The sequence below is a fragment of the Sunxiuqinia indica genome, from assembly GCF_009847015.1.
Classification (GTDB): domain Bacteria; phylum Bacteroidota; class Bacteroidia; order Bacteroidales; family Prolixibacteraceae; genus Sunxiuqinia; species Sunxiuqinia indica.
In genome coordinates, this window is the sequence record NZ_WVEM01000004.1 from 46,076 (window position 1) to 70,811 (window position 24,736).

The 24,736-nt window shown below is 41.5% G+C and carries 20 protein-coding genes; 7 read left to right on the forward strand and 13 right to left on the reverse strand.

From position 1 onward, the window contains the following. Nucleotides 1-196 precede the first annotated feature (196 nt). Complete coding sequence (locus GR929_RS07230) at nucleotides 197-1,177, forward strand: c-type cytochrome (protein WP_159518320.1); 981 nt, start codon at nucleotides 197-199, stop codon at nucleotides 1,175-1,177. Nucleotides 1,178-1,420: 243 nt separating this feature from the next. On the opposite strand, the gene GR929_RS07235 is transcribed toward GR929_RS07230, so the two are convergent. The 9 genes from GR929_RS07235 to GR929_RS07275 all read right to left on the reverse strand — a co-directional run bounded on the left by GR929_RS07235 (nucleotide 1,421) and on the right by GR929_RS07275 (nucleotide 10,947). Next, the gene (locus GR929_RS07235; protein WP_159518322.1) at nucleotides 1,421-2,086 is read right to left on the reverse strand and encodes a transaldolase family protein; all 666 of its coding nucleotides are present in this window, start codon (nucleotides 2,084-2,086) and stop codon (nucleotides 1,421-1,423) included. Nucleotides 2,087-2,183: 97 nt separating this feature from the next. Continuing rightward, complete coding sequence (locus tag GR929_RS07240; protein ID WP_159518324.1) at nucleotides 2,184-3,455, reverse strand: zinc-binding dehydrogenase; 1,272 nt, start codon at nucleotides 3,453-3,455, stop codon at nucleotides 2,184-2,186. A gap of 117 nt (nucleotides 3,456-3,572) precedes the next feature. Further along, a complete protein-coding gene (locus tag GR929_RS07245) occupies nucleotides 3,573-5,540 on the reverse strand; it encodes an SDR family NAD(P)-dependent oxidoreductase (protein WP_159518326.1) in 1,968 nt (655 codons plus the stop codon). Between the two features lie 109 nt (nucleotides 5,541-5,649). Further along, nucleotides 5,650-6,879, reverse strand: coding sequence for a PHP domain-containing protein (locus GR929_RS07250; RefSeq protein WP_159518328.1), 1,230 nt, complete (start codon nucleotides 6,877-6,879; stop codon nucleotides 5,650-5,652). Between the two features lie 310 nt (nucleotides 6,880-7,189). Next, nucleotides 7,190-8,206: an adenosine deaminase gene (locus GR929_RS07255; protein ID WP_159518330.1), complete on the reverse strand. Its 1,017-nt coding sequence runs from the start codon at nucleotides 8,204-8,206 to the stop codon at nucleotides 7,190-7,192. A 240-nt stretch (nucleotides 8,207-8,446) separates the two neighbouring features. After that, nucleotides 8,447-9,232 carry a hypothetical protein gene (locus GR929_RS07260; protein WP_159518332.1) on the reverse strand — a complete coding sequence of 262 codons (786 nt, stop codon included), beginning with the start codon at nucleotides 9,230-9,232 and terminating at the stop codon, nucleotides 8,447-8,449. Nucleotides 9,233-9,709: 477 nt separating this feature from the next. Beyond that, entirely contained in the window at nucleotides 9,710-10,240 is a 531-nt protein-coding gene (locus tag GR929_RS07265) for a hypothetical protein (RefSeq protein WP_159518334.1), read from the reverse strand. A 117-nt stretch (nucleotides 10,241-10,357) separates the two neighbouring features. Beyond that, nucleotides 10,358-10,645, reverse strand: coding sequence for a DUF2442 domain-containing protein (locus tag GR929_RS07270; RefSeq protein ID WP_159518336.1), 288 nt, complete (start codon nucleotides 10,643-10,645; stop codon nucleotides 10,358-10,360). After that, entirely contained in the window at nucleotides 10,642-10,947 is a 306-nt protein-coding gene (locus GR929_RS07275) for a DUF4160 domain-containing protein (RefSeq protein ID WP_159518338.1), read from the reverse strand. Before GR929_RS07275 ends, GR929_RS07270 begins: the two co-directional genes overlap by 4 nt. Before the next feature lie 772 nt (nucleotides 10,948-11,719). On the opposite strand from GR929_RS07275, the gene GR929_RS07280 reads away from it, so the two are divergent. From GR929_RS07280 to GR929_RS07290, 3 genes are all read left to right on the forward strand, one after another. Further along, nucleotides 11,720-12,049: a hypothetical protein gene (locus GR929_RS07280; RefSeq protein ID WP_159518339.1), complete on the forward strand. Its 330-nt coding sequence runs from the start codon at nucleotides 11,720-11,722 to the stop codon at nucleotides 12,047-12,049. Between the two features lie 60 nt (nucleotides 12,050-12,109). Next, entirely contained in the window at nucleotides 12,110-12,814 is a 705-nt protein-coding gene (locus GR929_RS07285) for a hypothetical protein (RefSeq protein ID WP_159518341.1), read from the forward strand. Nucleotides 12,815-13,347: 533 nt separating this feature from the next. Beyond that, a complete protein-coding gene (locus GR929_RS07290; protein ID WP_159518343.1) occupies nucleotides 13,348-14,910 on the forward strand; it encodes an O-antigen ligase family protein in 1,563 nt (520 codons plus the stop codon). Nucleotides 14,911-15,043: 133 nt separating this feature from the next. On the opposite strand, the gene GR929_RS07295 is transcribed toward GR929_RS07290, so the two are convergent. The 4 genes from GR929_RS07295 to GR929_RS07310 all read right to left on the reverse strand — a co-directional run bounded on the left by GR929_RS07295 (nucleotide 15,044) and on the right by GR929_RS07310 (nucleotide 20,836). Further along, nucleotides 15,044-17,515, reverse strand: a complete 2,472-nt coding sequence (locus GR929_RS07295) for an alpha-ketoacid dehydrogenase subunit alpha/beta (protein WP_159518345.1) — start codon at nucleotides 17,513-17,515, stop codon at nucleotides 15,044-15,046. Between the two features lie 100 nt (nucleotides 17,516-17,615). Continuing rightward, entirely contained in the window at nucleotides 17,616-18,005 is a 390-nt protein-coding gene (locus GR929_RS07300; RefSeq protein WP_159518347.1) for a four helix bundle protein, read from the reverse strand. Between the two features lie 34 nt (nucleotides 18,006-18,039). Further along, nucleotides 18,040-19,401 carry a dihydrolipoyl dehydrogenase gene (gene lpdA / locus GR929_RS07305; protein WP_159518349.1) on the reverse strand — a complete coding sequence of 454 codons (1,362 nt, stop codon included), beginning with the start codon at nucleotides 19,399-19,401 and terminating at the stop codon, nucleotides 18,040-18,042. Nucleotides 19,402-19,507: 106 nt separating this feature from the next. Further along, on the reverse strand, nucleotides 19,508-20,836 hold the full coding sequence (locus GR929_RS07310; RefSeq protein WP_159518351.1) for a dihydrolipoamide acetyltransferase family protein: 1,329 nt from the start codon (nucleotides 20,834-20,836) through the stop codon (nucleotides 19,508-19,510). A 185-nt stretch (nucleotides 20,837-21,021) separates the two neighbouring features. Between GR929_RS07310 and GR929_RS07315 the strand changes: the two genes are divergently transcribed. The 3 genes from GR929_RS07315 (at nucleotide 21,022) to lysA (ending at nucleotide 24,614) form a co-directional block, all read left to right on the forward strand. Beyond that, a complete protein-coding gene (locus tag GR929_RS07315; protein ID WP_159518352.1) occupies nucleotides 21,022-21,738 on the forward strand; it encodes a GntR family transcriptional regulator in 717 nt (238 codons plus the stop codon). Between the two features lie 394 nt (nucleotides 21,739-22,132). Continuing rightward, nucleotides 22,133-23,449 (forward strand): aspartate kinase, encoded by a 1,317-nt coding sequence (locus GR929_RS07320; RefSeq protein WP_159518354.1) that lies wholly within the window; start codon nucleotides 22,133-22,135, stop codon nucleotides 23,447-23,449. Between the two features lies 1 nt (nucleotide 23,450). After that, nucleotides 23,451-24,614 carry a diaminopimelate decarboxylase gene (lysA, locus tag GR929_RS07325; protein WP_159518356.1) on the forward strand — a complete coding sequence of 388 codons (1,164 nt, stop codon included), beginning with the start codon at nucleotides 23,451-23,453 and terminating at the stop codon, nucleotides 24,612-24,614. The last annotated feature ends 122 nt before the right edge of the window (nucleotides 24,615-24,736 follow it).

Genomic DNA, 24,736 nt, shown 5'->3' on the forward strand with positions numbered 1-24,736 from the left:
AAAGAAAGGGCTAATGATTATGCATATCGTTAGCCCTTTCTTCGTGCCTAAATGGGTAATATCAAAGACGTCACCACGAGACTTAATTTTTTAGACGGGAGGTGAATACATGCTATCGAGCATACATTAAAAGATCTAAAAGTCTTTTAATATGTCTTAATTTTATATGGTGCGCAAGTAAATCAAAATCCTTCTTATGAAAAAATTAACCGTTAAGATTACTGTCTCTGCATTAGCATTTATCGTATTGGTTGTCGTAGCATTGGTATTCTATGTGAAAGTTATGCTCCCAAACGTTGGCCAAGCACCCGATATGAAAGTCGAATTGACACCAGAACGTATTGAGCGCGGAGAATACCTGGCCAACCATGTGATGTCTTGTATTGATTGTCATTCGAGGCGCGATTTCAGTGTTTTCGCTGCGCCAATGGTTCCGGGAACAAAAGGCCAGGGAGGCGAGGTATTTGATCAGGTCATGGGATTCCCCGGTCGATTTGTATCTCCAAATATTACACCGTCAAAACTCAGTACATGGACCGATGGCGAGATATTCAGGGCAATTACGAGTGGGGTTTCAAAAGATGGCCGGGCGCTGTTTCCATTAATGCCACATCCACACTATGGCGAAGTTGACGTGGAGGATATTAAGTCAGTTATTGCGTACTTGCGTTCATTGGCACCAATAGAAAATACCCCGGAAGCATCATCTCCTGATTTTCCGATGAATATAATTATTAACACGATTCCTAAAAAAGCTAATCCCTCAAAAAAGCCTGATGAATCAGATCAGATTAATTATGGCAAATATTTGGTAAATGCTGCTGCCTGCATGGATTGTCACACCCGACAGGAAAAGGGTAAGTTTGTTGGTGATCCGTTTGGTGGAGGAATGGAATTTGGGTTTCCTGATGGTTCTGTTTTACGCTCAGCGAATATTACACCGACCGAATCAGGAATTGGATATTGGACAGAGAAAGATTTTATTGATCGGTTTCGGACGTTCTCCGATTCAGCGTTCGAACGAATTAAAGTTGCACCGGGAGAGTTTCAAACTTTAATGCCCTGGACATTTTATGCCGGCATGAAAACTGAAGATTTAAAAGCCATTTTTGCTTATTTACAAACGTTGAAACCTTCAGAAAATGAGATTGTACTATTTACTCCTGCTGAAGAATAAATGCTTTTATGATGACTCTCGTGGTAAACAAGATATTTCATAGCGGACGATATTGCTTAACGAAGAACATTTGTACTTAATACATTTTTAGAGCTCTCAGTAAAGCTGTCATGAAATAAAGATTACTCTACGTTAAAAACACAATATGGGAGAAACGGAAAGCGTGTCAGAATCAGACTTACAGAAACAAAAAAAGAGAGATCATCAGACCGCTCTTTCTTCACTTTTATCAATATGATTTAACTATATTTCAATGTCATATAAATCTGCACCATCTTTTTCAAACTGAGCGATACTAATGTCAGTCATGGGGTGTTTGATTAATTGCATCAATAAATCGGGGCTAATTGTTGCCGAATGAGAACCATTCATACTGACCCGGTAAATTTGGTCAACTGTTTTAAAGCTGGCGGCCAGTACTTTTGTATCTAATTTGTATTCGTCCATATTTCTGGCAATGTCACGTACGACTTCGATACCGTGTGACGAAATATTGTCTAAGCGACTAACATACGGAGCAACAAAGTCGGCTCCGGCTTTCGCAGCCACCAAGGCTTGCTGCTGTGTGAAAATGGCTGTTGCTGTTACTTTTATTCCAGCATCTTTCAGAATACGCATAGCTTTGAACCCTTCCGGGAAAACCGGGATTTTGGCATAAAAGTTATCACCCAAATCGAAATACGTTTTGTACTTTTTCGCTTCTTTCACAATTTCGTCAGAAGTAGAGCTCATTACCTGAACATGCATCATACCATCGCCCACAATTTTCGAAACCTCATCAATAGCAACTGAAAGTTTCATTCCCGACTGTTTTAGTATCGTCGGATTTGTTGTAACTCCTTCTAGAGGGAAAAAATTGTATAGTTCCTTCAAGGCTTTAATATCAGCCGTGTCTGCCATGTAAATCATAACGTTTTACTTTTTTGCAACAAAAAACGCAAGACTCATTGAGAGTTTTCAACTATCAATATAATCCTGCGTCAGTTCGTTTATTTTAAATTTTCAATTAAATATCTTTCGCATTTGCCAGAAGATAATCTTCAGCTTCGACGGACCAAAGTTCGTTATTATTCTCACATATTTCGTGCAACTTAGCAAATAAAGGATCAGATTTACCCTTTTCTTTAAATTCAGAAATGGCTGTTAACGGAATTTCCTTATGGGTGTAAATTAATTTCTTTCCTCCCGGAATATTCGGCAAGTCAAGAGTTGTATCAATCACGGCATTCAACCCACCAATATGGGTTACTAATCCGGCAGGATCCAGTCCCTTTCCGAACATCTCGAGCGATTCAACCATGTCATCATTATTTCCTCCTGACGTACCCACAATGTGCGTTGAGCCATAGTGTACGTTATAGAAATTCATTTTAGCACTAAAATCAGTATTGCTCGGACCAGCAAAAAAGTTCAAACATCCATCATTTGAAAGAATGGCATCGCCTTGCTCGATTACCGGAGGTACAGGAGCAAAAACAAAAACGTCGTTATAACCTTCATCATTAGTCAGACCACGCAGTTTACCAACAGGATCTTCACCGCTTGTATTCAGGTAAACCAACTCAATCCCTTTTGATTTCGCCCATTCGGGAGAATAAATGGTTGCCGCTCTGTCCAAACGTGCCTGATCAATATCGGTTACAACCATTAATGATGGTTTACGGTCTTCACGCATAATCACATAATTGATCGCTGCCAATCCCATGGGGCCAACTCCTGCCAGAATCGCCATTTTTCCACCATCAACAATTTCCATATCGTGCTTGTACGATCCGGGAGTGGTATGATAATTGGCATGCATCGCACCAATTACACAGCTTAACGGCTCAGCTAATGATGCCGGATAATAACCTGGTCCTTCATAAGCCAGCAGGCAATCCTGCTCCAACACATCTTTCGGAATGATCACATAAGTCGCATCGCCACCAATAAACTGGTACGAATAACCCGGAGCGCTGAGCACTCCAACAGGACCATCCTTGTAATAGATAGCAGGCTGAATCGAATATTTCTGACCTGCCTTGAATTTATTCTGCCATTTAGCCCCCACTTCAACAATTTCGCCGGCAAACTCATGGCCAATTAAAATTGGCTTCTCAGCCACATCATTTGGGATACGCTTGTGATCGGTTCCCTGTGTTGCTGCTTTGTACGACGACATACAAATACTGTCGGAAACTACTTTGGCTAAAATCTCATCATCTTTGATTGCGGGAAGTTCAAATTCTTCCAAACGCAAATCTTTTTTACCGTATAATCGAACTGCTTTTGTTTTCATATTGTCTTATTTTTTCATTTTTCAATAACCCGTCATTCCAAACTTGTTTCGGAATCTGTCTGCAAAGAGATCCTGAAACAAGTTCAGGAAGACTCCCTCAAAAAGGACAAATATCCCTTATTTCAACATATTTTGTCCGCCGGTTACAGGTACTGCCTGCCCGGTTTCGTATTCCTGCTCCATCACGTAAAAGATGGCTCTCATCACATCAAGTGGCGTACATCCACGGCCGGCAGGCACCTGCGCTTCGTAGAATTTCTTCACATCTTCAATGGTTTTAGCTCCCGGTACTTTCCCCGCTCGTAAGTACTGCACAAACAATCCGTTTTCCGGATCAGCCCAAAGTGGCCCATCGAAAAAGTTACCCGGACAAATGGAATTCACCTTGATTCTTGATGGCATTAATTCCAAAGCGAACGACTGAGTTAAGCCAATTCCACCAAATTTACCACCGGCATAAGCAAAGTTCTTGTTACTTCCTTTCAGTCCCGATTTTGAGTTAATTTGAATGATATCCGCAAAATGATCCGGATTAAACTGGTTTTGCAATTTCATAACTGCCGAAGCATATTTTGAACAAATAAAATAAGCTGAGTAATTCACCTTCGTCATCAACTCAAAAGTTTCAGGAGTCATTTCATCCAAACCCCCTGCACGAAGAATGCCGGCATTACTGATAAAAGCATCCAAGCCACCAAAATTAATGACCGTTTCAAAAACCAGATTATTTACTGAGTCTGCATTCGAAACATCAGCTTTTACAAACAGAGCCTTATTTTTTCTTTTAACAGCATTCAGTTCAGTGGCGAATTCCTGTCCTTTTTCAGCATTCAAGTCTGCGATTACCACATTTGCTCCGTGATTCATCAGTTCTTCCACGATACCTGCACCAAACCCCTGAGCTCCGCCGGTTACAATAATAACCTTGCGATCAACGCGACCTGCTGTTGCTCCAAGCGATATTTTAGAACGATACTGTTCCACTTCCCAGCTTTCGATGAATTCGATTTGTGCTTTGCTCATGGGATGCTGCCCACCAAACGAATCGGCGAATTGAGCGATACGACAGTGATCGGTCACTACATCGACCAAAATCCCGGCTCCTTCAGCATGATCGGCCATGACAATAACACCCAATCCGGAAGCAAAAATCACTTTCGGTAATTTTCCTTTTTCTGATTGATAGTTTTCAATTCCGGCTTTTACATCTGTTAAAAATGCCGCTACATCTTCCTTAAAATCAACATACAAATAAGATGAATTGGCATACACAATACCATCAGGAGTAAAGGGTAAAGAAATAGCCTGGCGATTTTCTTTTTGCAAGTATTTATCTAACAGCGTGCTGTTTGCCAGCTGAACAGTTTTTAATCCGTCGCCAGAAACCATCATACGAATGGCAGGAATAATTTTGTCGGCACTTGAATGGACAGGTAAAACTTCATTTAGAGGTTCTTCGCCATAAGCAGCGTTCAATTTCTCATCAATCTCATTGTAGGCCACATGAATTTCCTCAATTGAGTTTCCACCAACAAACACCCCGTGGTTTTGCAGGAAAATAACGGCAGGTTCTTTTCCTTTTTCTGCGCGGTACTTGAGAATTTCCTTTTCAATCACTTTAAACAGAATATATCCCGGGTCCTCGTAGCCAATATAAAGCACATCATCACCAAACAGTTCTGCTGTTTTTTCAGCGACCTGGTTACTACACATCAAACCGTTTACTTTGGTTGAATGGGTGTGCACGACCAGCGAATAATCAATCAGGTTGTGTAATGAAGTTTCAACCGAAGGTCGCTGTCCTTTCTCCGGTTCCACCCGGCTTTTCATCAAGTCTTTAACAATTTCATCCTCTCGTTTCAATACATCATCAGAGTATTGTTTGGTATGTACTTCGGCCAATATCGAACGATCTAACTTGGCAAAGCCATTCTCTTCAATCGTTGCCAATGCAAATCCACTGGCTTTAATCCAAATATATTTATCGTTTTTGTATGAAGTATTACCACCTCCGGCCAACACGTAGTCTTTCTGTTTGCCATAAAACTGCGATACTTCAATGAGGTCTTTTATTCCTTGTTCCATAATTGTATTAAATTCCAAAATTCATGTTTCAAATTCCAAGTTGCATGTCTTCGTGAGTTTCCGCCCCCCTTCTGCCGTTCGTCCCACACAAGATCATTGTAGCCGTTTGCTATTTCACAAAGTGACTGATGACTGCATGCCCCAGGGCTACAAACTCATCACGCTCGGACAACTTGGCTTTACCGGTTGCATCCAGAAAACCCTCTTTATCGCTGGCCAACAAGTATTGATGTGCTGCGACAACGCATGCTCCTTCGTACCCGATTTTTTTCATTGCAGGGCTAAGCTCTTTCCCATCGCCACCAAAAATAGTTATTGGATCAAGCTTCGGCGTGTTGTGCTCGGTACCAAACGTAATTACAAATCCTTTATCGTTGAAGAAGTTGACAAACTTCTCTAAAATCTCAGGATTATTTCTTCCCGGAATCAATTCCAGTGAATAGACATTTTTAGCAAGTAAGCTCTGGTATAGTTTTTCATAGTCACCCTCAAAATCGGTGAACTCACCTTTCGGGTTATCCAATAAAACCGGGTAGCAAGGGATGCCCCCAGCGTGAGTAATTAAGTCAATCACCTGCTCCAAACTTAAAAAAGCTTTGTCATCTTCCGCAACAAATGCTTTTCCTCCAGACTTTAGTAGGTTCCCACGAATTTCATTTTCCAATCCGGCAAAATCATCCATCGCAGACTTCGGCTCTTTTCCACTAAATATTTTTTCCCAAACTGCTTTTTGCTGTTCTTCGGAAGTGTATTTGGCAGCAATAGCTTCTCGCAATGCTTTGGCAATATGACGTTCGCGAAGTAGGTTTTTCGCGTATGTTGCTTTCATCTTATCAAATGAGAAGTTTATATCTTCGCCTAATTCTTTCAACCAGGCATTCAATTTCTCTATCATCTCTGCCGTTTGCCGATTGCTCTCATCCTGAACGGACAACAAACGCTCAAGCATTTTGGCATTCATCTCAACCGGATACTTCAATCCTTTACCACTAAAATAAGTTCTCCCGGGATTGTTAGGGTCATTTACCCGAACACCTTCAGCCTGCAAATCCTTTTGCAAAGCCATAAATTCAATATTGAATAAAGGGAAGATATTAAACTTCTTGGCTTGCCTGTTAAATTCAACGTAACCATCAGTTGTGTAAAAGTCATTAATTCCTAACACCTTCACTCCTTCCTCTTCAGCCATTTCAAAAACCTGAATAATTTCGGAAAATGCACTAAACGAATAGGGTGTATGGAAATGTCCATTCACCGGAAGTATATTTTCACTCACCTCCAACACTTCGGATAAAAGCTTGCGTTCTTGTGGATATTGTTTAAAAATTGATTCACTCATACGGTTTTCATCTATAGTTTATTGATTGTACTACAAAAGAAGAAAAACAACAAGCAAAAACCATCCTTTGGTATCCTGTATGCCGGACAGAAAGCTTGTCGTATAATTAATCAGGGCACGAAATCTCGCAACCTGACAAAGTTGTCAATCGCCCTTATCGGCTAAAGTAAATTACATACTTTTCGTCCGATTTTTTCTTCATCCAATGCCGGTAGTTCATGCTCAGCGATTTATCCAGCAATGGAGCCGGGATAAACGGAGCAATAACTTCCAACAACTCATCGTCGCCCAGCTTTTTGTTGACATGCTTTCAGGCATTTTCGCGGCAATACTGCTCTATAGCATGAAAGTGCTGCTCCTTTTCTTGTTCGGGAAGCAGGCTGGCCACTACGGCATTGCGAGCCAACTGGCACAAATCGCCTTTGCTCAGTCCCAGAGACTGGGCCGAAGCTTCAAAATTTTCATTCATGTACCCGCCAAAATAGGCCGGATCGTCGGAATTAATCGTGACCAGCACTCCATGATCCATCAGCTTTTTAAGCGGATGATTTTTCAAGTCATCGACAGCCTGCAAGGCCAAGTTGGACAATGGGCAGACCGTTAAAGGAATTTGCTTTTGCACCAGCTCGGCCACCAGGTATTCATCGTCAATGGATGAAATTCCATGATCGATCCGAACGACTTTCAAGAGCTCTACCGCATCTTTCACATAGCTTGCCGGGCCTTCTTCTCCGGCGTGGGCAAAGCTGAGGAAGCCTTCGTCGCGAGCTTTGGCAAACACCCGTTCAAACTTGGACGGAGGATTGCCTTTCTCCGATGAATCCAATCCAACGCCTACAATCAGATCTTTATAGTCGAGCGCTTCCTCCAATGTTTTAAAAGCCGATGCTTCATCAAGGTGTCGCAGAAAGCACATAATCAACTTGCTGCTGATTGCCAGTTTTTCGCGACCATCTTGCAAGGCTCTGTTGATACCATTGATGACCGTTGCAAACAAAATACCTCGTTCGGTATGCGTTTGCGGATCGAAAAAGATTTCGGTATGGACTACATTTTGCGCTTTGCACTTTTCGAGGTAGGCCCAGGTGAGATCGTAAAAATCCTGCTCCCTGAGCAATACCTGTGCGCCTTCGTAATACAAATTCAGGAACTCCTGCAGGTTAGAGAATTGGTAAGCCTGCTTCAGTTCCTCCACCGAGTCGTATTTCAGCCGGATGTTGTTCCGATCGGCCAACTTAAAAAGTAACTCCGGCTCCAGGGTGCCTTCAATGTGTAAGTGAAGTTCAACCTTGGGCAAACCCTTAATGAATCCTGCGAGTGTAGTCATAGCTTGCGTTGTTTAATCCTGCAAAGTTGCAGCTTTTAGGTTATAACCTGCAAGAGGAAGAAAAGTTTTTTTTTGAAATTCAACAGAAACCTGTAGCTACTGAAGAAAGCCCTGTTAAGTGTATCCGGTCCCTGTTATTAAATTCCGCTTGCAGAACATCAGATTTGTCTTACAGAACACTAAAATCGCTATGAAGAACAGTTCCGCACCTAACATATAGTGTTCTGCATACTAATTATTTTATTCTGCACGCTCTCTCAACTGTTCTGCAGAGTCTTTTCGGTGTTCTGCAACTGCTTTTTTACTATTTCGCGATTGTTTTCGAGCCCTGCCCTTCCGATGCATGTACTGGCTCCGGTAGCCAATTCGCCTGTCCTCATTATTCCGAAACACGTATTTGCCACAGCTGTACAGTTCGTCTACCGCCTCCTTGAAGTAAGCATAGGCGCGGTCGCGCAGGTCTTTTGTTTCGCCCCGCGGTGGGTGGGCGGCGGCAGCCAGCCCTGGAAGTTCATCGGACAGTTGCCGCGCCTGAGCAAGCGCTCTTGTATCGAAATGAATGGCTTGAAGTAAGTCCTGGTGAGCTTCGCCCAACACGGCCAAGTCATTCAGCGATTGGTAAAGTGCCGCATGCGGACTTACCCGGGCAATTTGCCGTAGCTTTTCCTGCAGCTTCGGGTGCTTGCGGAAGGCATACCGAAGGCTTTTCGTAACGCTAACATGTAATTGCTTTCCTTCCCTGAGCTTATCCTGAAAGACATCCATCATCGCGGGAGACTGCCGCTTCTCTTTATTCCATTGCAACTGGAAATAGCTCAACAGCTCGTAGCGCAGGAGGAAGGTATCGAGCACTTCGGCTGACAAACCCGCATCCAACAGCTCGGGCCAGTCGTCCTTGCTCCATAAATACAGGTCGTTGGCTTCCTGCAGGTAGACCGATATGGGCATGGAAGGACGTTTGAGTTGGCTGGGGGGAATAGCTTGTAACAGCTCGATGTGATTTTCGGTAGGTTTGAAATCGCTCATGATTTTTGGTTAAAATGAATGAAGCTTCAATTTAACAAAAATTGATTATATGATGACGCTATTGACACCATAAATAGGCCAACCCCATTTCTTCTATTTCGCTGCCGGCATGCGCCGCATCGCAAAATGGCTATTTTTTGATCGATGCTTATTTGTCCTCGTGCCGGACGGGCACCTCCTTTTCCAATCGATGAAAAGGAGGAAAAAATCTTGTCAAAGTGATCCTTCTCCTCACGTCAGGATTTTTTCTTTCCGGCGCACGGCCCGGGCGACTTTGACGGCCTGCGCCGCTTTTCGCCTTGCGGCGAAGTCGGGGACTTAAATCATTAAAGCTCATGCGGCAGCAACTGGATTCACTCCCGCTATCATTGTCTTACCAGACAGGTTTTACTTTTTGGCTTGATCCAATACCCAAACCGCTACGCGGTCCAATAAAGCATCAGAAAATCCAGCTACTAAAACAAACGGTTACAAGAACTACTTCCCCTGCCCTTTGAAATAATCTTTTTTATCGGCAAACAACACATTGAAGGTTGTCAGGCTGCCATACGCCCGGGTAATGTATTGCTGCAGGTGAATCCGATCTTCATCATCCAGCTTTGGGTGGCTGTTGATGTTTTGCTCCAATACCCGCAAGCGATCACGCAGCATCACGATTTTGTGAAAAAACCCATCGATTGGGATTTCCTTCGACTGTAAGTCCGGATTGCCGGGTTTCATTTCCAGGGTGCCGTCTTTCCATTTCTCAGCCATCTTTACGGTATGCGTAATTCCCTGATATTTGTCCATTACAAAGGTGATGACCTCCTCAAGCTCTTCGAGCGACAAACCCGTGCGCGGTTCGGTTTCGGGTGTTTCCACCACCTCCAAATCGGGGTTGTACTTGCTCATTTCCGACTTGCCCCCGCGTTCGAAGAATATTTCATAGATGGTCAGGTGAGAGCGGGCGATAATTCCTTCGCCGTATACCGGGTGCGAAACCCTGGTGCCTACTGCTAATTCATTCATAATATCCGATTTTATTTCTGAAGATGAAAATAACAAAATCGACGAAAATATTTTCAGGAAGGGAGGTAAAAAGTGAAAATCATAGAAGAACCGGGAGATTATCAATAGCCTAAAATTTCAGGCTTTAATATTGGCTGTATACAAATCCCATACAGGAAAAATCAGGTCATAATTATTCCAGTTCAGATTCCCTTCTACAATCTTGAAGTCTTTAAAAAGTGACTCATTTTGATACTTTTGGATCGTGGGATGACGAGAATTCATCAAGAAAGATTTAAAATCAACGAGTTTTTCTTTTCCATCGGAAAACTTTAGTCTTACAGCGAAATCGCCGATATATTTGGCCGACTCTACTCTTATCGTTTCGGCCTGATAGGGTATTTGGTAGTCTTCAACAATTTTCATTTCAGTCTGCTATTTATCTTTTCAAACTCAACATCTTTATGATACACGAAATAGTTTACCCATTTTTCAACGATTTGGTTTGCATAAACGGCTAAAAAATCCTTAAAATTTTTTAAATCCCGTCCAACCAAAGGCTCCTGTCCTTTTACCAAAGTAATTTTAATCTCTAAAATTTCGCCGTTCTCAATATAGAACTCCGCCTTACTTTCAAATTCCCCTTTTCTGGCATGCACATGAATGGGCTCATGCTCATTGGAGTAGAAATAAACCAGTATCCCTAAATATTCGTAGATTTTCGGCATTTCATTGAGTTTATACAAAACTACAAAACGGATTATTTAAGTCAAAGTTACCATACACCAAGATCTTCTAAAACAAAAAGCCCCTTGCCGTCAGGAGCAAGGGACTTTATAAATTATATTTAGAAGAGAGAAAAATTAGATGCCTAATGAATAAGCTAATCTTTTCTCGCTGATGAATTAAATTCATTGTCTTCTCTTTAAACACTATACTGTAATCACTTTGACTTACCCCAAGACATTTGTTTATACGAGCCTATCTAAATCTCATGCCCAAATAAAGGCAACAACTCCAAAAACTATGAAAAATGAAATAAAACAATTTGTCAGGTATAATCTGAACAAAATTCCACATCTGTTTATTTCTATTTTTCAAAATTTGCATATGAATAGCTTATACACAGCTCCATATTTCAATGTAATCTTTATTCTGATTTAGTTTATTAAACTATCAAAGGAAATTATAAATGGGCGATATCAAGTGTCTTGAAAATTACAAAAGATTGAAAGAAATGTTTTCAAACGGAGAAAAAGGCGATGCTATTCACTTCTCAAACAGACTGGGAATCAGCACGAGGACTTTTTTTAGACTTCTGAAATATCTTCATGAAATTGACGATATAAAAGCAACCTACAATAAAAACACAAATACTTATTATGTAGAATTATTACAAATTACAAAATGACACGATGTGTCATTTTTGCAAAATAACTTTACAGAACATTCGCATAAAAAACTAAAGCTTAGAAATTCTGTATGTTCAAATTCAAGAATATGACTATGCAAGACCTTCTTGAGGCTGTTACTGATTTTATTGGCGAAATGCCAGCATCAAGCACTAGTGCTTATTTTGATTTCAGCACACTCCGCTGGGATAAAGGTTCGGATGATTGTTACGTTGAAGGCCATGGCACACTAGGTGGAAAAGAGGCTAGTTTTAGATTGTACGATGCTTGTTACTACAATAATGCAGGTGATGGTGAAGACTGTTGGGCCAATGATTGTGCAGAAAATGGTTCAGCTTCGTGGGACGATAGAGATCAATATTATATAAACAATCCTTCCGGAAGAAAAATTGTAACAATAACAACATTTAACGATTAAGCAATTGTATCAATCAACAATCTAATTAGATTGTTGATTGATACATATAAAATCACTGTCATGAAACATCTATTACTTATATCTTATCTATGCTGTATTTATGGAAATATGAACATTATAGCCAGCGATAATAGGGTTGATACGTCTCTTCCTAAGCAGATGTACAAATTTTTCACTGAAACATTACATACCAACTACAAAATTGAAGATGAAGCCAAGTTGTACGAAACATTTTTGAATGACTATTTTGAATATTATCAGCATATAACCATCAATAAGAAAATAGGCTTTTTAGACTCTATCGATACTGAAAAGTTACATAAAATTAATCAATTGCTTTTCATTCGAGACAGGCAGCATTATTACCGTTTTTATAGTGAAGTAATTGAAGAGAAAGATGAAAAATTAGATTTCAAACCGAGTGATAGTCCAACCGTAGGGGTTGATACTGCTATTATGTTCGGACCTACCATAACAAAACAAGATATGGTTTTTGACAGTTTTTTTGAATCGCACAATGTCGTCATGAGTCAGGAATTTACTGACTCTTTATATCCCCAAGATAGTAAAACGGCTTCTTACTTAAAAAAACGGCTCAACCACGACTTATACTTCTCTTTTATCAATTTTGCGCAGTTTTTTGTTGTGTCCGATGCCAAATCTGAATTAAACGAAAAGCAAGTTCGGTTACTCGTTGCAATAATCTTTTGGAAACTCCTTTGCTTACAGGCAGGGCAGGATTTTCACCAGAAAGTTTCCTTATAAAAGCCGTATATGAAACCAAGCTCATGTACTGTCAAAGGATACTGACCCTATTTCTTGATCTACTTTGTCTCATCTTGGGTGAAACTATAATTTAAAATGAACATGAAATTAGCGATTGTTGTCATGATGTGCATTTTGGGATTAGCAGGATGTGCAAGCAAAAATCACACTAGTGTAATTTTAAAATACAACTCAAAAAACAATAAACTTAAAGTTTCTCGAACTGAATCAGCTCGAAATTTATCGAAGCTGAAAACAAAGGCACATAGAGACACCTTGGAATTGTTCGTATATAATAAACCTTTTTTTCTAACATTTTCGAAAGAAAAAAAAATTGTTTGAATTTGAGCTTATCATCCCCGATTCAATTAGAGTTATTAAATATGGCATAAATGCATTCAGTCTAGAGGAGCTTCAATCGCTACATGGTGAATATGTATACCCAAAGAAAACGCCCTAATATTGGGCTTGTCCTATACACTAATATTTTTACCGGGAGTGTATTTCTCACTTCCGGTAAATTTGTCGACTCAATGAATAGCCCGAAGTCCTATTTTGTGTTGCTGGCTATATCATGCTTGCTTCTGTTATTTTCAGTTTATGGGAAGATATTCAACCCGCATAGTTTAAACAATAGACAAGCGAAATGGACTATTTACCTGGCTTGTTTCGCACAAGCTATTTACGGACTGTTTCAATTTGCTGGCTGGTTACCGTCGAGCCACCGCTACTTTACCATAACTGGTAGCTTCGATAACCCCGCAGGTTTTACTTCAGTACTTGCAGCAGTTTTTCCGCTGGGTTTATACCTGTTGTACAATTTAAAAGGATGGAAACGCTGTGGGCTTATTATCTGTCAGTTGATTATTCTTTCAGGAATTATCTTTTCCGGGTCAAGAACGGGAATCCTGGCCGTTGCGTTAGCCTTCATTGTTTTTATATTACTGGAATATCGAGAACGCTTACTTAAACTTGTTCTTCCGCGAAAATTGGTTTTGCTTCCTATTGCTATTGCCCTGCTATGGGGTTGTTACTTTCTTTATCAACAAAAGAAAAATTCGGCCAACGGGCGTTTATTAATTTGGCAGGTTTCGTGGCAAATGATTAAAGACAAACCGCTGTTAGGACATGGTTATGGTTCTTTTCAAACCGAATATATGGACTACCAAGCTGTATACTTCAACAAACATCCGAACTCGGGACTGGCTATGTTGGCCGATAATGTAAAACACCCGTTTAACGAGTTTTTAAAGGTCACAGTAGAATTTGGCTTCGCTGGTCTCTTAACTATTATAGGACTTTATGCGGTAATTGTCTACCGGGCTATAAAAAGTAAAGATGATTGGTCGTCTTTTTTATTATCGGGACTCACTTCGATCAGCATTTTTGCTTGCTTTTCGTACCCATTTCACTACGCTCCTGTTTGGCTTATGCTCGTTTTTTACCTTTCATTGTTGTTACCGAAAAAAAACTACCACATAGGATATTCGACAAAAAACATCGGATTTCGGGTATGTTTGTTCGCCATTACCTTAATAGGTATCTTTATTATTATAGGACATGTTGAAGCGGAAATGAGATGGAAAAAAATAGCCATAAAATCACTTAATGGAGACACTCAGAAAATGCTACCTGAATACGAAAAGCTATATCGCGACTCGCCACTAAAAAAACAGCCCCTCTTTCTGTATAACTATGGAGCAGAACTAAACCACGTTGGCCACTATATCCAGAGCAATGCTATATTGGCTGAATGTCGGAAAAAATTTAACGACTATGATCTTCAAATGCTATTGGCCTATAATTATGAACAAACGGGTAAAATAGGATTGGCACTACAGCGATATCAGCATGCTGTAGAAATGATTCCCTGTCGTTTCATTCCTTTGTATCGTCTTTTCAAACATTACAAGGAAAATGGCAATATTGAGAGAGCCAGGGAGTATGCTGAACAAATAGCTTGTAAGCAAATAAAAATTCCATCTCCTACAGTGCGCGCAATTACCCTGGAAGCAAAGAATTTTTTAATACACAATCAACATAACCCAAACAGAATTCCCAAGCCCCCCTTCCAACTATTAACGAATAATCAATAGAGTTCATATTAATACTTCCCTCCGCTACCGTACGATTGTACCTCAAATCCGTAAGCTGTTGTTATAAAAAACAAAAAGCCCCTTGCCGTCAGGAGCAAGGGACTTTATAAATTATATATAGAAGAGAGAAAAATTAGATGCCTAATTTGTTACGGCGAATTTGTTCTGGTTCGGTGAAGTTACTTTTCACGACATGTCCTTTCAATGGAACAATTTTCTCGTGAATCGCATCGATGATCCATTCAGCTTGCGGGAAGAATGCATCTTCCAACTCGTAAGCAGGTGTAATCCAGTTACGCGAACCAACGACCACTGGTGGAGCATCCAGCTCATCAAAAGCCAGCTCGGTAATTGTAGAAGCCATTTCCTTCATGAAAGAACCACGGGCAGTAGCATCGCCTGTAATGACGATCCGCCCTGTCTTCTTCAAGGATTCAATTACGGGTTCGTAGTTGAATGGCACCAGAGAGCGGGCATCAATTACCTCAGCGCTCATACCATATTTTTCCTGCAACTGATCAGCAGCTTCCAACACGCGGTATAGTGTGGCTCCGATACTCAGGATGGTTACATCTTTTCCTTCGCGTTTCACATCCGGCTCACCAAAAGGAATTTCGTAATAACCTTCAGGCACGCCACCTTCGTGGAACTGCTCACCAATATCATAAATCCGCTGGCTTTCGAAGAAAATCACCGGATCAGTTCCTTGAAGTGCCGAGTTCATCAAGCCTTTTGCATCATACGGAGTAGCCGGGAAAACAACTTTCAGCCCCGGAATGTGTGCGGGCAGTGCCGTCCAATCTTGGGAGTGCTGTGCACCGTATTTCGAACCTACGGATACGCGGATCACCACCGGCATTTTAATCACGTTACCACTCATGGCCTGCCACTTCGGCAACTGGTTGAACACCTCGTCGCCTGCACGACCAAGGAAGTCGCAATACATGATTTCTGGAATCACCCGTCCACCACACATGGCATAACCAATGGCAGTACCAACAATAGAAGCCTCAGAAATGGGTGAGTTGAATAGGCGATGATAAGGCAAAGCCTCAGTTAGTCCACGATATACGGCAAAAGCGCCTCCCCAGTCGCGGTTTTCTTCACCATAGGCTATCAAGGTCGGATCTTTATAAAAGCGATCAGCAATGGCCTCGAACAAGCCATCGCGCAAACCGTATTGCTTAATTTTTGAGAAAGGCTTGCCGTCTTTGTCGAAGGCAAAACGCTCTTTGTTTTTCAATTGTTTCACGCGTGGGTTTTCCTCCAACGGATGGTTCACTTCTGCCTCACGGCCTGCTTCCATGCTATCAACCGGAGAGTCGGAGAACATCATTTCACCAATCAATTCAGGATTTTTCTCCATATCCATCAGCGGCGAAACCTTGTCGTCGATCGCTAATTTCAATCCCCAGGTGATCAGGTCTGTATTGCCTGAATTGATGCTGCTTAGTTCATCTTGTGTGGCAATTCCGGCGTCAACCAGTTCTTTACCAAACCAGATGATCGAATCAACCGCTTGCCAGGCTTCAATTTCCTCTTTTGAACGGTACGAAGAAGCGTCGGATGGCGAGTGACCACTGAAACGGTAAGTCAAGATATCCAACAATACCGGTCCGCGTTTTTCTTTCAGAATTTCACGCTTGCGTTTGTAGGCATCAATCACCGCCAATGGATTGTAACCATCCACACGCTCAGCGTGCATCTGGTCGCGGTTAACTCCGGCGCCAATACGGGCAGCAATATCATACCCCATGGTTTCTCCACAGGTTTGTCCGCCCATTCCGTATTGGTTGTTCATGATGTTGATGATCAGCGGCAAGCCACCTTTCATATCACCTTCCCACAATTGGGTATACTGATCCATGGAAGCAAAGGCCAAACCTTCCCAAACCGGACCGCAAGCCATAGAAGCATCACCAATGTTGGCAACCACGATACCGTCTTTGCGATTCACCTTTTTGAAGAGCGCCGCACCTACGGCGATGTCACCCGATCCTCCTACAATGGCGTTGTTTGGGTATACGCCGAATGGTGTAAAGAAGGCATGCATTGATCCACCCAAGCCACGGTTGAAGCCGGTTTCCCGGGCAAAGATCTCCGCCAATGTTCCGTAAATCAGGAAGCGAATGGCGAGTTCCTTGGTGGTTCCTTTAAAGTTAGCTTTCACCGGAGCGAAGGTTTTACCATCGAAGTGATTTTCCATGACCTCTGTCAGCTGCTCGTCACTCAGTTTGTGAATGGCCGATAATCCTTTAGCCAGGATTTCGCCATGTGAACGGTGCGAACCGAAGATGAAATCTTCAACACCCAGCGTGTAAGCCATCCCCACTGCGGCTGCTTCCTGTCCGATTGACAAGTGAGCAGGTCCCGGATGGTTATAAGCCACACCATTGTATTCACTTTTGATTTTGATTTCATTCAACATGGTTTCAAACTCACGAATAACGGCCATGTCGTGGTAAATACGGAGAAAATCTTCTTTCGAGAAATTCGCTTTCTCCTCCTCAATACTTTTGTTGTATTGATTGACAGGAATTGGGTTGAAGGTTACTTCTCCAGCTTTCCTGACATCTTTTGGATCAATAAATTGTACTTTTGGCATCTTTGTATGTGTTTAAATTTTTCGCTTTTAATTTCTTCTGTTTCACTTCTCCCGATAAGTTCCAAATTTCATATTCCAAGTTTCAAATTGGGTTGGGTGATTACTTGAATTTCTTTCCTTTCAGCTCCGACTCTTTCAGATAAGTCATGAATCCACTTAGCATTTTGCTTATTTCTAAAGCATGAGCATAAGCTTGATCAAATTCTTCTTTAGAAATATATCCGTTATCCAAAGCTCGATACAACTGAGAACGTGATTCACCGCATGAACCTTTTGAAAAGGACAAAAACTGTCCGAATTCTTTGTTCCCATCGCGCTCAAACCCTTCAGCAATATTATCCATGATTGAACCTGAAGACGCTTTAATTTGGCTGACCAACTTGAAATCTTTTGAGAAGTCATCGTGGATTGTCATTTGATGAATTTCTTTACAAAATTCCCTTGCTGCCTTCCAAACTTTTAAATCTTCAAAACGCTCAATGGTTGCCATAATCTGGAATTTGAAATTTCGAACTTGAAACTATTTAGAATTGAAATATCGTTTCTTTGATGATTTCGCTTACTGTTGGGTGTGGGAAAACAATCTCCTCTACATCCTGCACGCGAAGTTGGGCCTCGATTAAGGCACAGGCTCCCCAGATCATTTCGGAGCAGGCTCCGCCGACCATGTGAATTCCGAGTATCTCTTTATATTTTTTCCCGACAATGACTTTACAGAATCCATCTTTACCTTCATTTTCAGCAATAAAACGCCCGGCATAAGCCATTGGTAGTTGACGGGTCTCCACTTCAATACCTTTCGCTTTGGCGGCTGATTCAGTTAAGCCTACACCTGCAATTTCAGGGTGGGTATAAACAACTCCCGGAATGGCATTATAGCGCATCACGTCCTTACGCCCAAGCATGTGGTTAACGGCCACTTCGCCTTCACGGCTGGCGGTATGAGCCAACAACGAGAAGCCGGTAACATCGCCTGCAGCATAGACATTGGGCACGTTCGTGCGACAATGTTGGTCGATCTTAATTCCGTTTCGAGCCAATTCCACACCAATGTTTTCCAAGCCAATTCCGGCAACGTTCGCCTTCCGTCCAACCGAAAGCAGCACTTCGTCTCCGGTTATCGAGAAGACTTCTCCCGCTTTTTCAAAAATAACTTCTTTGCCTCTCAGTTCGGTTACTTTTGCATTCAGATGATAATCGATTCCCCGTTTGGTAAAGTCCTTGCGAACAAACGCAGCGATATCCTCATCCACTCCGGTCAGGATCTCGGGCAACATTTCGATTACCGTTACCTTCGTTCCCATCGCGTTAAAGAAATCGGCAAACTCAGTTCCAATAACACCGCCTCCAATAATCACTAAACTCTCGGGCAATTTTTTCAATTGCAGAATTTCGCGATTGGTCGTCACCACATCTTTGTCTAAGCCCGGAATGGGAGGAACCGCGGCTTCGGAACCGGTGCAAATCAACAAACGGGTGGCCTGGTAGTCCTTTCCGTCAGCAGTTAGTGTAATCACATCAGCCCGCTTTTCTTTAATAACGGCCTCAGCCATCACGACCTCGGCTTTTACGTGCTTCATTTTCGCGCCAACACCGGAAACCAGTTTGCGGACCACTTTATCCTTACGCTTCATGATTTTCCCAAAATCGATAGAGATATCGGAGCCCACATTGATCCCGTACTTGCCTGCATCGTGGGCATTCTCCAACACTTTGGCAGAGTTCAAAAGCGTTTTGGTAGGAATGCAGCCCTCATTCAGGCACACTCCTCCCAACGCTCTTTTGTCAAAAATTACTACACGCATTCCTTTTGCTCCGGCGCGCTCGGCTGCAACATATCCGGCGGGACCACCGCCTAAGATTGCTATATCGAACTTGTTACTCATTATCTTTTAGATTTTTAGATTGCTGGATTCTCAGATCATCAGATTTTGAAATTTCCAAACCAAGTCGAATGAAGTCCGTCAATCCAAATATCCGATATCCGAATATCTAAATTGACAGGTTTTCAATTTGAGTTTTGATCTCTCTTAAGAACAGCGTCGCTTCACCACCATCCAACGCCTGGTGATCATAGGTTAGAGAAAGCCCCATCATTGGAACAAAACCGTAGACACCATCACCCAAATCTTTCGGACGAGGAACAATCGTACAAACACCCAGAATTGCTGTTTGGGGAAGGTTGATGACAGGTGTAAACATTTCGACACCATAATTACCAAGGTTGGAAACCGTAAAACTAGCTGCTTCAGGTTTCAACAATTCGGGATCAATACTCCCTTTTCGGCAATTTCCAGCCACAGTGCTTAACTGAGACGAAAGGCCTTCGATCGAGAGGTCATCGGCATTTTTAACCGCCGGAACCATCAATCCGCGCTCCGTATCGACCGCCAAGCCCAAATGCACTTTTTTGAACCAGCGCATGCTGTCGCCTATAAAATGCGTATTCGCTTGCGGATACTTCTTTAATGCCCTGATTACTGCCAGACAAACCAAGTCGTTGATGGTAATATTCTGAGACACCTCTCCAACTTCCAGTTTTTTCTTAAAGCTTTTACGCAATGCCATAATTTGGCGGGCATCAGCACTCATGTGGTGTGTTAACTGAGCTGAATTTTGCAGCGACTGATGCATTGATTTAGCAATCAACTTACGGATGTTCGTCAATTTCTTCACTTCAAAGTCATCGCCATAAACCGGATTGTATGAAATAAGATCAGATGCGCTCGCACGTCCACCTAAGCCGGTTGTTTCTTTAGCAGGCTCCAGGCTCTCAGCTTGCGCCTTTTCCTTAGCCAGCGGAGTTAATTTAGGAATTGACTCTGACGCAGCTTCAACATCCTGAGCAATAATTCGTCCATGGGGGCCTGAACCTTTTACTTTCTCGTAAGGCACCCCCATTTTCTCAGCCATCACTTTGGCACGAGGAGAAATGCGTATTTTACCTTCAGGTTTCTCATCCAGCACCACTGCTTTTTCTTCTTTTGCTGGTGTGGCATCTGATGCAGCAGGAGCCTCCTCCTGTTCTACTGAAGATCCTTCAGTTGAATCACCATCTGGACGAAATTCTTCAACACTTTCGCCACTCTTTCCTAAAACAGCAACATTAATTAGCACAGGAACTTCATCTCCTTCCTCATAAAAAACAGCCAACAATTCGCCATCTTCTTTGGCTTCTTCTTCAAACGAAGCCTTGTCGGTTTCATACGAAAACAAGATATCGCCTGTCTTCACCTGATCACCGACTTGCTTATACCATTCTCCAATGATACAAGTCTCAACAGATTGCCCCTGACGAGGCATAATTACCGGAATAGCCATAGTATATTAGTTTCACTTGTTAATACATTACATAAAATCCAACCTTCCTAAAAGCACTCTTAAAACTAGATTTCACAACACTTTTACGAAATTGGATTGTAAACTTACATTTTATAACTTGTATTTACAAGTTGGCAATTTAAAATTAATATTTTTTCTTACTTTTGATCATCATTACGAAACATATGACTGAAGAAAATAAAATACCGCAATACAAAAAACTGTACGAAACCCTGCGTCGGCATATCGCATCAGGAGTTTACGAGGAAGGAAGTTTACTCCCATCAGAAAATGAACTTTGTGCCGTCCACAGCATGACCCGACCTACTGTTAGACATGCGCTGGAAGCTTTAGTGCAAGATGGATTTATTCAGAAAAAACAAGGAAAGGGTAGTATTGTACAAAAACCACCGCAGGATATTGGAATCCTATCGATCTCAGGAACTTCTTCGGCCATTGGAAAACAATACCTGCGAACGCAAATAATACAGAAACCTCAAATAAAAGCGTGGCCAGTGCCTTTCAATTTCGATCTCACCGAAGCTGAAAAAGATTTTGGCTGCATCTACATGGAACGCTTACGCTTTGTGAATGAGCAACCGGTTTTTTACGACATCAACCACATTCCAAACATCAATTTACCACGCTTTACCAGCCGGACATTCGAAAACAAATCTCTTTTCGACATCTTAAGAACAGGCTATCAAATTGAAATAAAAGGAGGAACACAGAAATTAAAAGCAATAAAGGCAACCGGAACAGTCAGCCAGCTTTTAAAAATAAAAACAGGCGACCCGGTACTCTACATGGAACGGAAATTATTAACTAACCGCGAAGGCTTTCACATTTACTCTACGATTTATTTCAATTCGGAGAAGCATGCAATTTTTGGAAATTTCTAGAAAGAAAACAACTGGGATATCGACAAAAAAGTGGATGTCCGTGCATCCACCCCTAGCTGCACATAAATCTCTTGAGAAGAGACTTGGACATCCACAAAAATATTTTCACTCCAAATTTAACGAGTATTTTACAAATAATTAAGATATTCTACAACACCTCGAAAGACAGTGAAATCTAAAATAGAATATTAAGGACTAAACCGATTGACCTCACCCATCTTTTTTAATTTGAATGCTCTGTCCTTCAAAATCCAGTTCAACCGGCCATCAATTAATATTAATTCAAGAATAATGAATAAATATTCATATCGCTTAGCGCAAGGCTTTATAAATTAGCAAAAATTTTTAATCTTTGTGCCTCGAAAAAATACGTTAAAAGATTAAAGCTCAAAACATGAAAGTTTTAAAATTCGGTGGTACATCAGTTGGAAATGTTGAAAATATGAACGCAGTTATGAAACTGATTACTGATGGAGAGAAAAAGCTGGTTGTGCTTTCTGCCATGTCAGGAACAACCAATGCTTTAGTTGAAATTTCTGATTATCTGTACAAAAAAAATAAAGACGTTGCCCGTTCGCAAATCGGCAGACTTGAAAGCAAATACAAAAAGATAGTTGACAAGCTTTTTGAAGCTGACACCCGCAAACAAGAAGGCCTAAAAATCGTTGAAAAGAGTTTTGACACGATACGCAAGCAAGCCAACGGTAAATTTGGCCCAATAAAAGAGCAGACGATTCTTGCTCAGGGTGAGTTAATTTCAACCGCTTTCTTCACCCAACTAATGCTTGAAAATGGCCATAAAACGAAATTGCTTCCTGCACTTGATTTCATGCGGATTGACGAGGAAAAAGCAGCCGACTTACAAGCGATAAAAACCAACATTGCAAAAGTACTGGAAGAGGTTGGCGAAGCTGATTACTACATTACCCAAGGCTTTATTTGCCGTAACGAAAAAGAGGAGATCGACAACCTTCAACGTGGTGGATCAGACTACACAGCCTCGTTGATTGGCGCTGCAATTGAAGCTGACGAAATACAAATATGGACCGACATTGACGGGTTTCACAACAACGACCCCCGCTATGTTAACAACACCAAAAAGATCGAACAGCTTTCGTTTGATGAGACAGCTGAGCTGGCCTATTTTGGAGCAAAAATCTTACACCCCCAAACGGTACTTCCTGCGAAATTACACAACATCCCGGTTCGCCTGAAAAATACCATGAACCCCACTGACAGTGGAACTTTAATCACATCAGAAACCAGCGGCAGCGGAATTAAGGCAGTTGCTGCAAAAGATGGTATCACTGCCATCAAAATCAAGTCGGATCGAATGTTGATGGCCTATGGTTTCCTGAAAAGCGTTTTTGAAATTTTTGAGTTCTTCAAAACACCGATTGACATGATTTCGACCTCGGAGGTTGCCGTTTCACTGACCATTGACAACACCCGAAAACTGAAAGATATTATCAAGGAATTGAAAGAATATGGTGAAGTTCAAATTGATGAAAACCAAACCATCATTTGCATTGTTGGTGATATCATTGCCGAAGAGCGTGGTTTTGCTGCAAAAGTATTTGACGCACTGGAAGGTATCCCCATCCGTATGATTTCATATGGTGGAAGCCGTCATAATATTTCCCTATTGGTTTCAACAAATCACAAGCAAGAAACGCTTCAGGCTATTAGTGATAACCTGTTGGAAAATTAAAATGATCGATCCAAAAACAATCAGCCAGTTTCAAAAGCTGGAGACTCCGTTTTATTATTACGACCTGGATTTGTTGCACAAAACATTGTCGAAAATTAAAAGCGAAAGCGAAAAGTATGGCTATCATGTTCACTATGCGGTAAAGGCCAATGCAAATGACAAGGTACTGGAGACAATCTTTTCACAGAATTTAGGAGCTGATTGTGTTAGTGGAAATGAAATTATAAAAGCCAGGACTCATGGAGTTCCTGGCTCTAAAATAGCATTTGCCGGCGTTGGGAAAACAGATAAGGAAATAACAACAGCTCTGCAAAACGAAATTTTCAGTTTTAATTGCGAATCAATTCCCGAAATTGAAGTCATCAACGAACTGGCAGGAAAAATGGGCAAGATTGCCCCAATAGCCATTCGCATCAATCCAAACGTTGATCCAAAAACACACAAGTATATTACAACCGGCTTAAACGAAAACAAGTTTGGAGTTAACCACTGGGATTTTGAAAAACTTAGCAAGTTGATCCCATCGTTTAATCACATCAAACTCACCGGACTACATTTTCATATTGGTTCACAAATCACCGACATCAGCGTATTCCAGGAACTGAGTCAGAAAATCAATACCATTTCGAAATGGTTCGAAGATCAAGGATTCAACCTGCAGCACATCAATGTTGGCGGAGGCCTGGGAATTGATTACGAAAATCCAACGTCAAATCCACTCTCTGATTTTAAAGCCTATTTCAAAGCTTTCAACGATCACCTCAAATTAAAGCCAAATCAGGAACTGCATGTCGAACTAGGCCGATCAGTTGTTGGGCAGTGCGGACATTTAATTACCAAAGTCCTCTATGTCAAAGAAGGGCTAAACATCAAATTCCTGATTACTGATGCTGGAATGACTGAACTCATTCGTCCGATGCTTTACCAGGCAGAGCACCAAATTAGCAACCTCACGTCGAAGCTGCCACATCAAACTTATGATGTTGTAGGTCCGATTTGTGAAAGCACTGATGTTTTTGCAAAAGGAATTGACTTGCCGGGATCAAAACGCGGCGATCTACTTGCCATCCATTCAGCGGGTGCTTACGGTGAGGTAATGGCTTCGAATTACAACCTTCGCGACATCGTAAAATCATACACCAACATTGAGCTGACACAGTCATAACCTTGTCTTTTTAATTGATTTCCAACACAAAGAAAAAGGACAAATAATTCATTTATTTTGCTCAATTAATTTTTTTTGTCGTAAAATATAGTCTACATTTGTCGCTCACATATTTTATTTTT

Excerpts from the sequence above, each read along its gene's own strand:
- GR929_RS07230 (WP_159518320.1), top strand. The coding sequence starts at position 197 with ATGAAAAAATTAACCGTTAAGATTACTGTCTCTGCATTAGCATTTATC.
- GR929_RS07235 (WP_159518322.1), bottom strand. The coding sequence starts at position 2,086 with ATGATTTACATGGCAGACACGGCTGATATTAAAGCCTTGAAGGAACTA.
- GR929_RS07240 (WP_159518324.1), bottom strand. The coding sequence starts at position 3,455 with ATGAAAACAAAAGCAGTTCGATTATACGGTAAAAAAGATTTGCGTTTG.
- GR929_RS07245 (WP_159518326.1), bottom strand. The coding sequence starts at position 5,540 with ATGGAACAAGGAATAAAAGACCTCATTGAAGTATCGCAGTTTTATGGC.
- GR929_RS07250 (WP_159518328.1), bottom strand. The coding sequence starts at position 6,879 with ATGAGTGAATCAATTTTTAAACAATATCCACAAGAACGCAAGCTTTTA.
- GR929_RS07255 (WP_159518330.1), bottom strand. The coding sequence starts at position 8,206 with ATGACTACACTCGCAGGATTCATTAAGGGTTTGCCCAAGGTTGAACTT.
- GR929_RS07260 (WP_159518332.1), bottom strand. The coding sequence starts at position 9,232 with ATGAGCGATTTCAAACCTACCGAAAATCACATCGAGCTGTTACAAGCT.
- GR929_RS07265 (WP_159518334.1), bottom strand. The coding sequence starts at position 10,240 with ATGAATGAATTAGCAGTAGGCACCAGGGTTTCGCACCCGGTATACGGC.
- GR929_RS07270 (WP_159518336.1), bottom strand. The coding sequence starts at position 10,645 with ATGAAAATTGTTGAAGACTACCAAATACCCTATCAGGCCGAAACGATA.
- GR929_RS07275 (WP_159518338.1), bottom strand. The coding sequence starts at position 10,947 with ATGCCGAAAATCTACGAATATTTAGGGATACTGGTTTATTTCTACTCC.
- GR929_RS07280 (WP_159518339.1), top strand. The coding sequence starts at position 11,720 with ATGACTATGCAAGACCTTCTTGAGGCTGTTACTGATTTTATTGGCGAA.
- GR929_RS07285 (WP_159518341.1), top strand. The coding sequence starts at position 12,110 with ATGAAACATCTATTACTTATATCTTATCTATGCTGTATTTATGGAAAT.
- GR929_RS07290 (WP_159518343.1), top strand. The coding sequence starts at position 13,348 with ATGAATAGCCCGAAGTCCTATTTTGTGTTGCTGGCTATATCATGCTTG.
- GR929_RS07295 (WP_159518345.1), bottom strand. The coding sequence starts at position 17,515 with ATGCCAAAAGTACAATTTATTGATCCAAAAGATGTCAGGAAAGCTGGA.
- GR929_RS07300 (WP_159518347.1), bottom strand. The coding sequence starts at position 18,005 with ATGGCAACCATTGAGCGTTTTGAAGATTTAAAAGTTTGGAAGGCAGCA.
- lpdA (WP_159518349.1), bottom strand. The coding sequence starts at position 19,401 with ATGAGTAACAAGTTCGATATAGCAATCTTAGGCGGTGGTCCCGCCGGA.
- GR929_RS07310 (WP_159518351.1), bottom strand. The coding sequence starts at position 20,836 with ATGGCTATTCCGGTAATTATGCCTCGTCAGGGGCAATCTGTTGAGACT.
- GR929_RS07315 (WP_159518352.1), top strand. The coding sequence starts at position 21,022 with ATGACTGAAGAAAATAAAATACCGCAATACAAAAAACTGTACGAAACC.
- GR929_RS07320 (WP_159518354.1), top strand. The coding sequence starts at position 22,133 with ATGAAAGTTTTAAAATTCGGTGGTACATCAGTTGGAAATGTTGAAAAT.
- lysA (WP_159518356.1), top strand. The coding sequence starts at position 23,451 with ATGATCGATCCAAAAACAATCAGCCAGTTTCAAAAGCTGGAGACTCCG.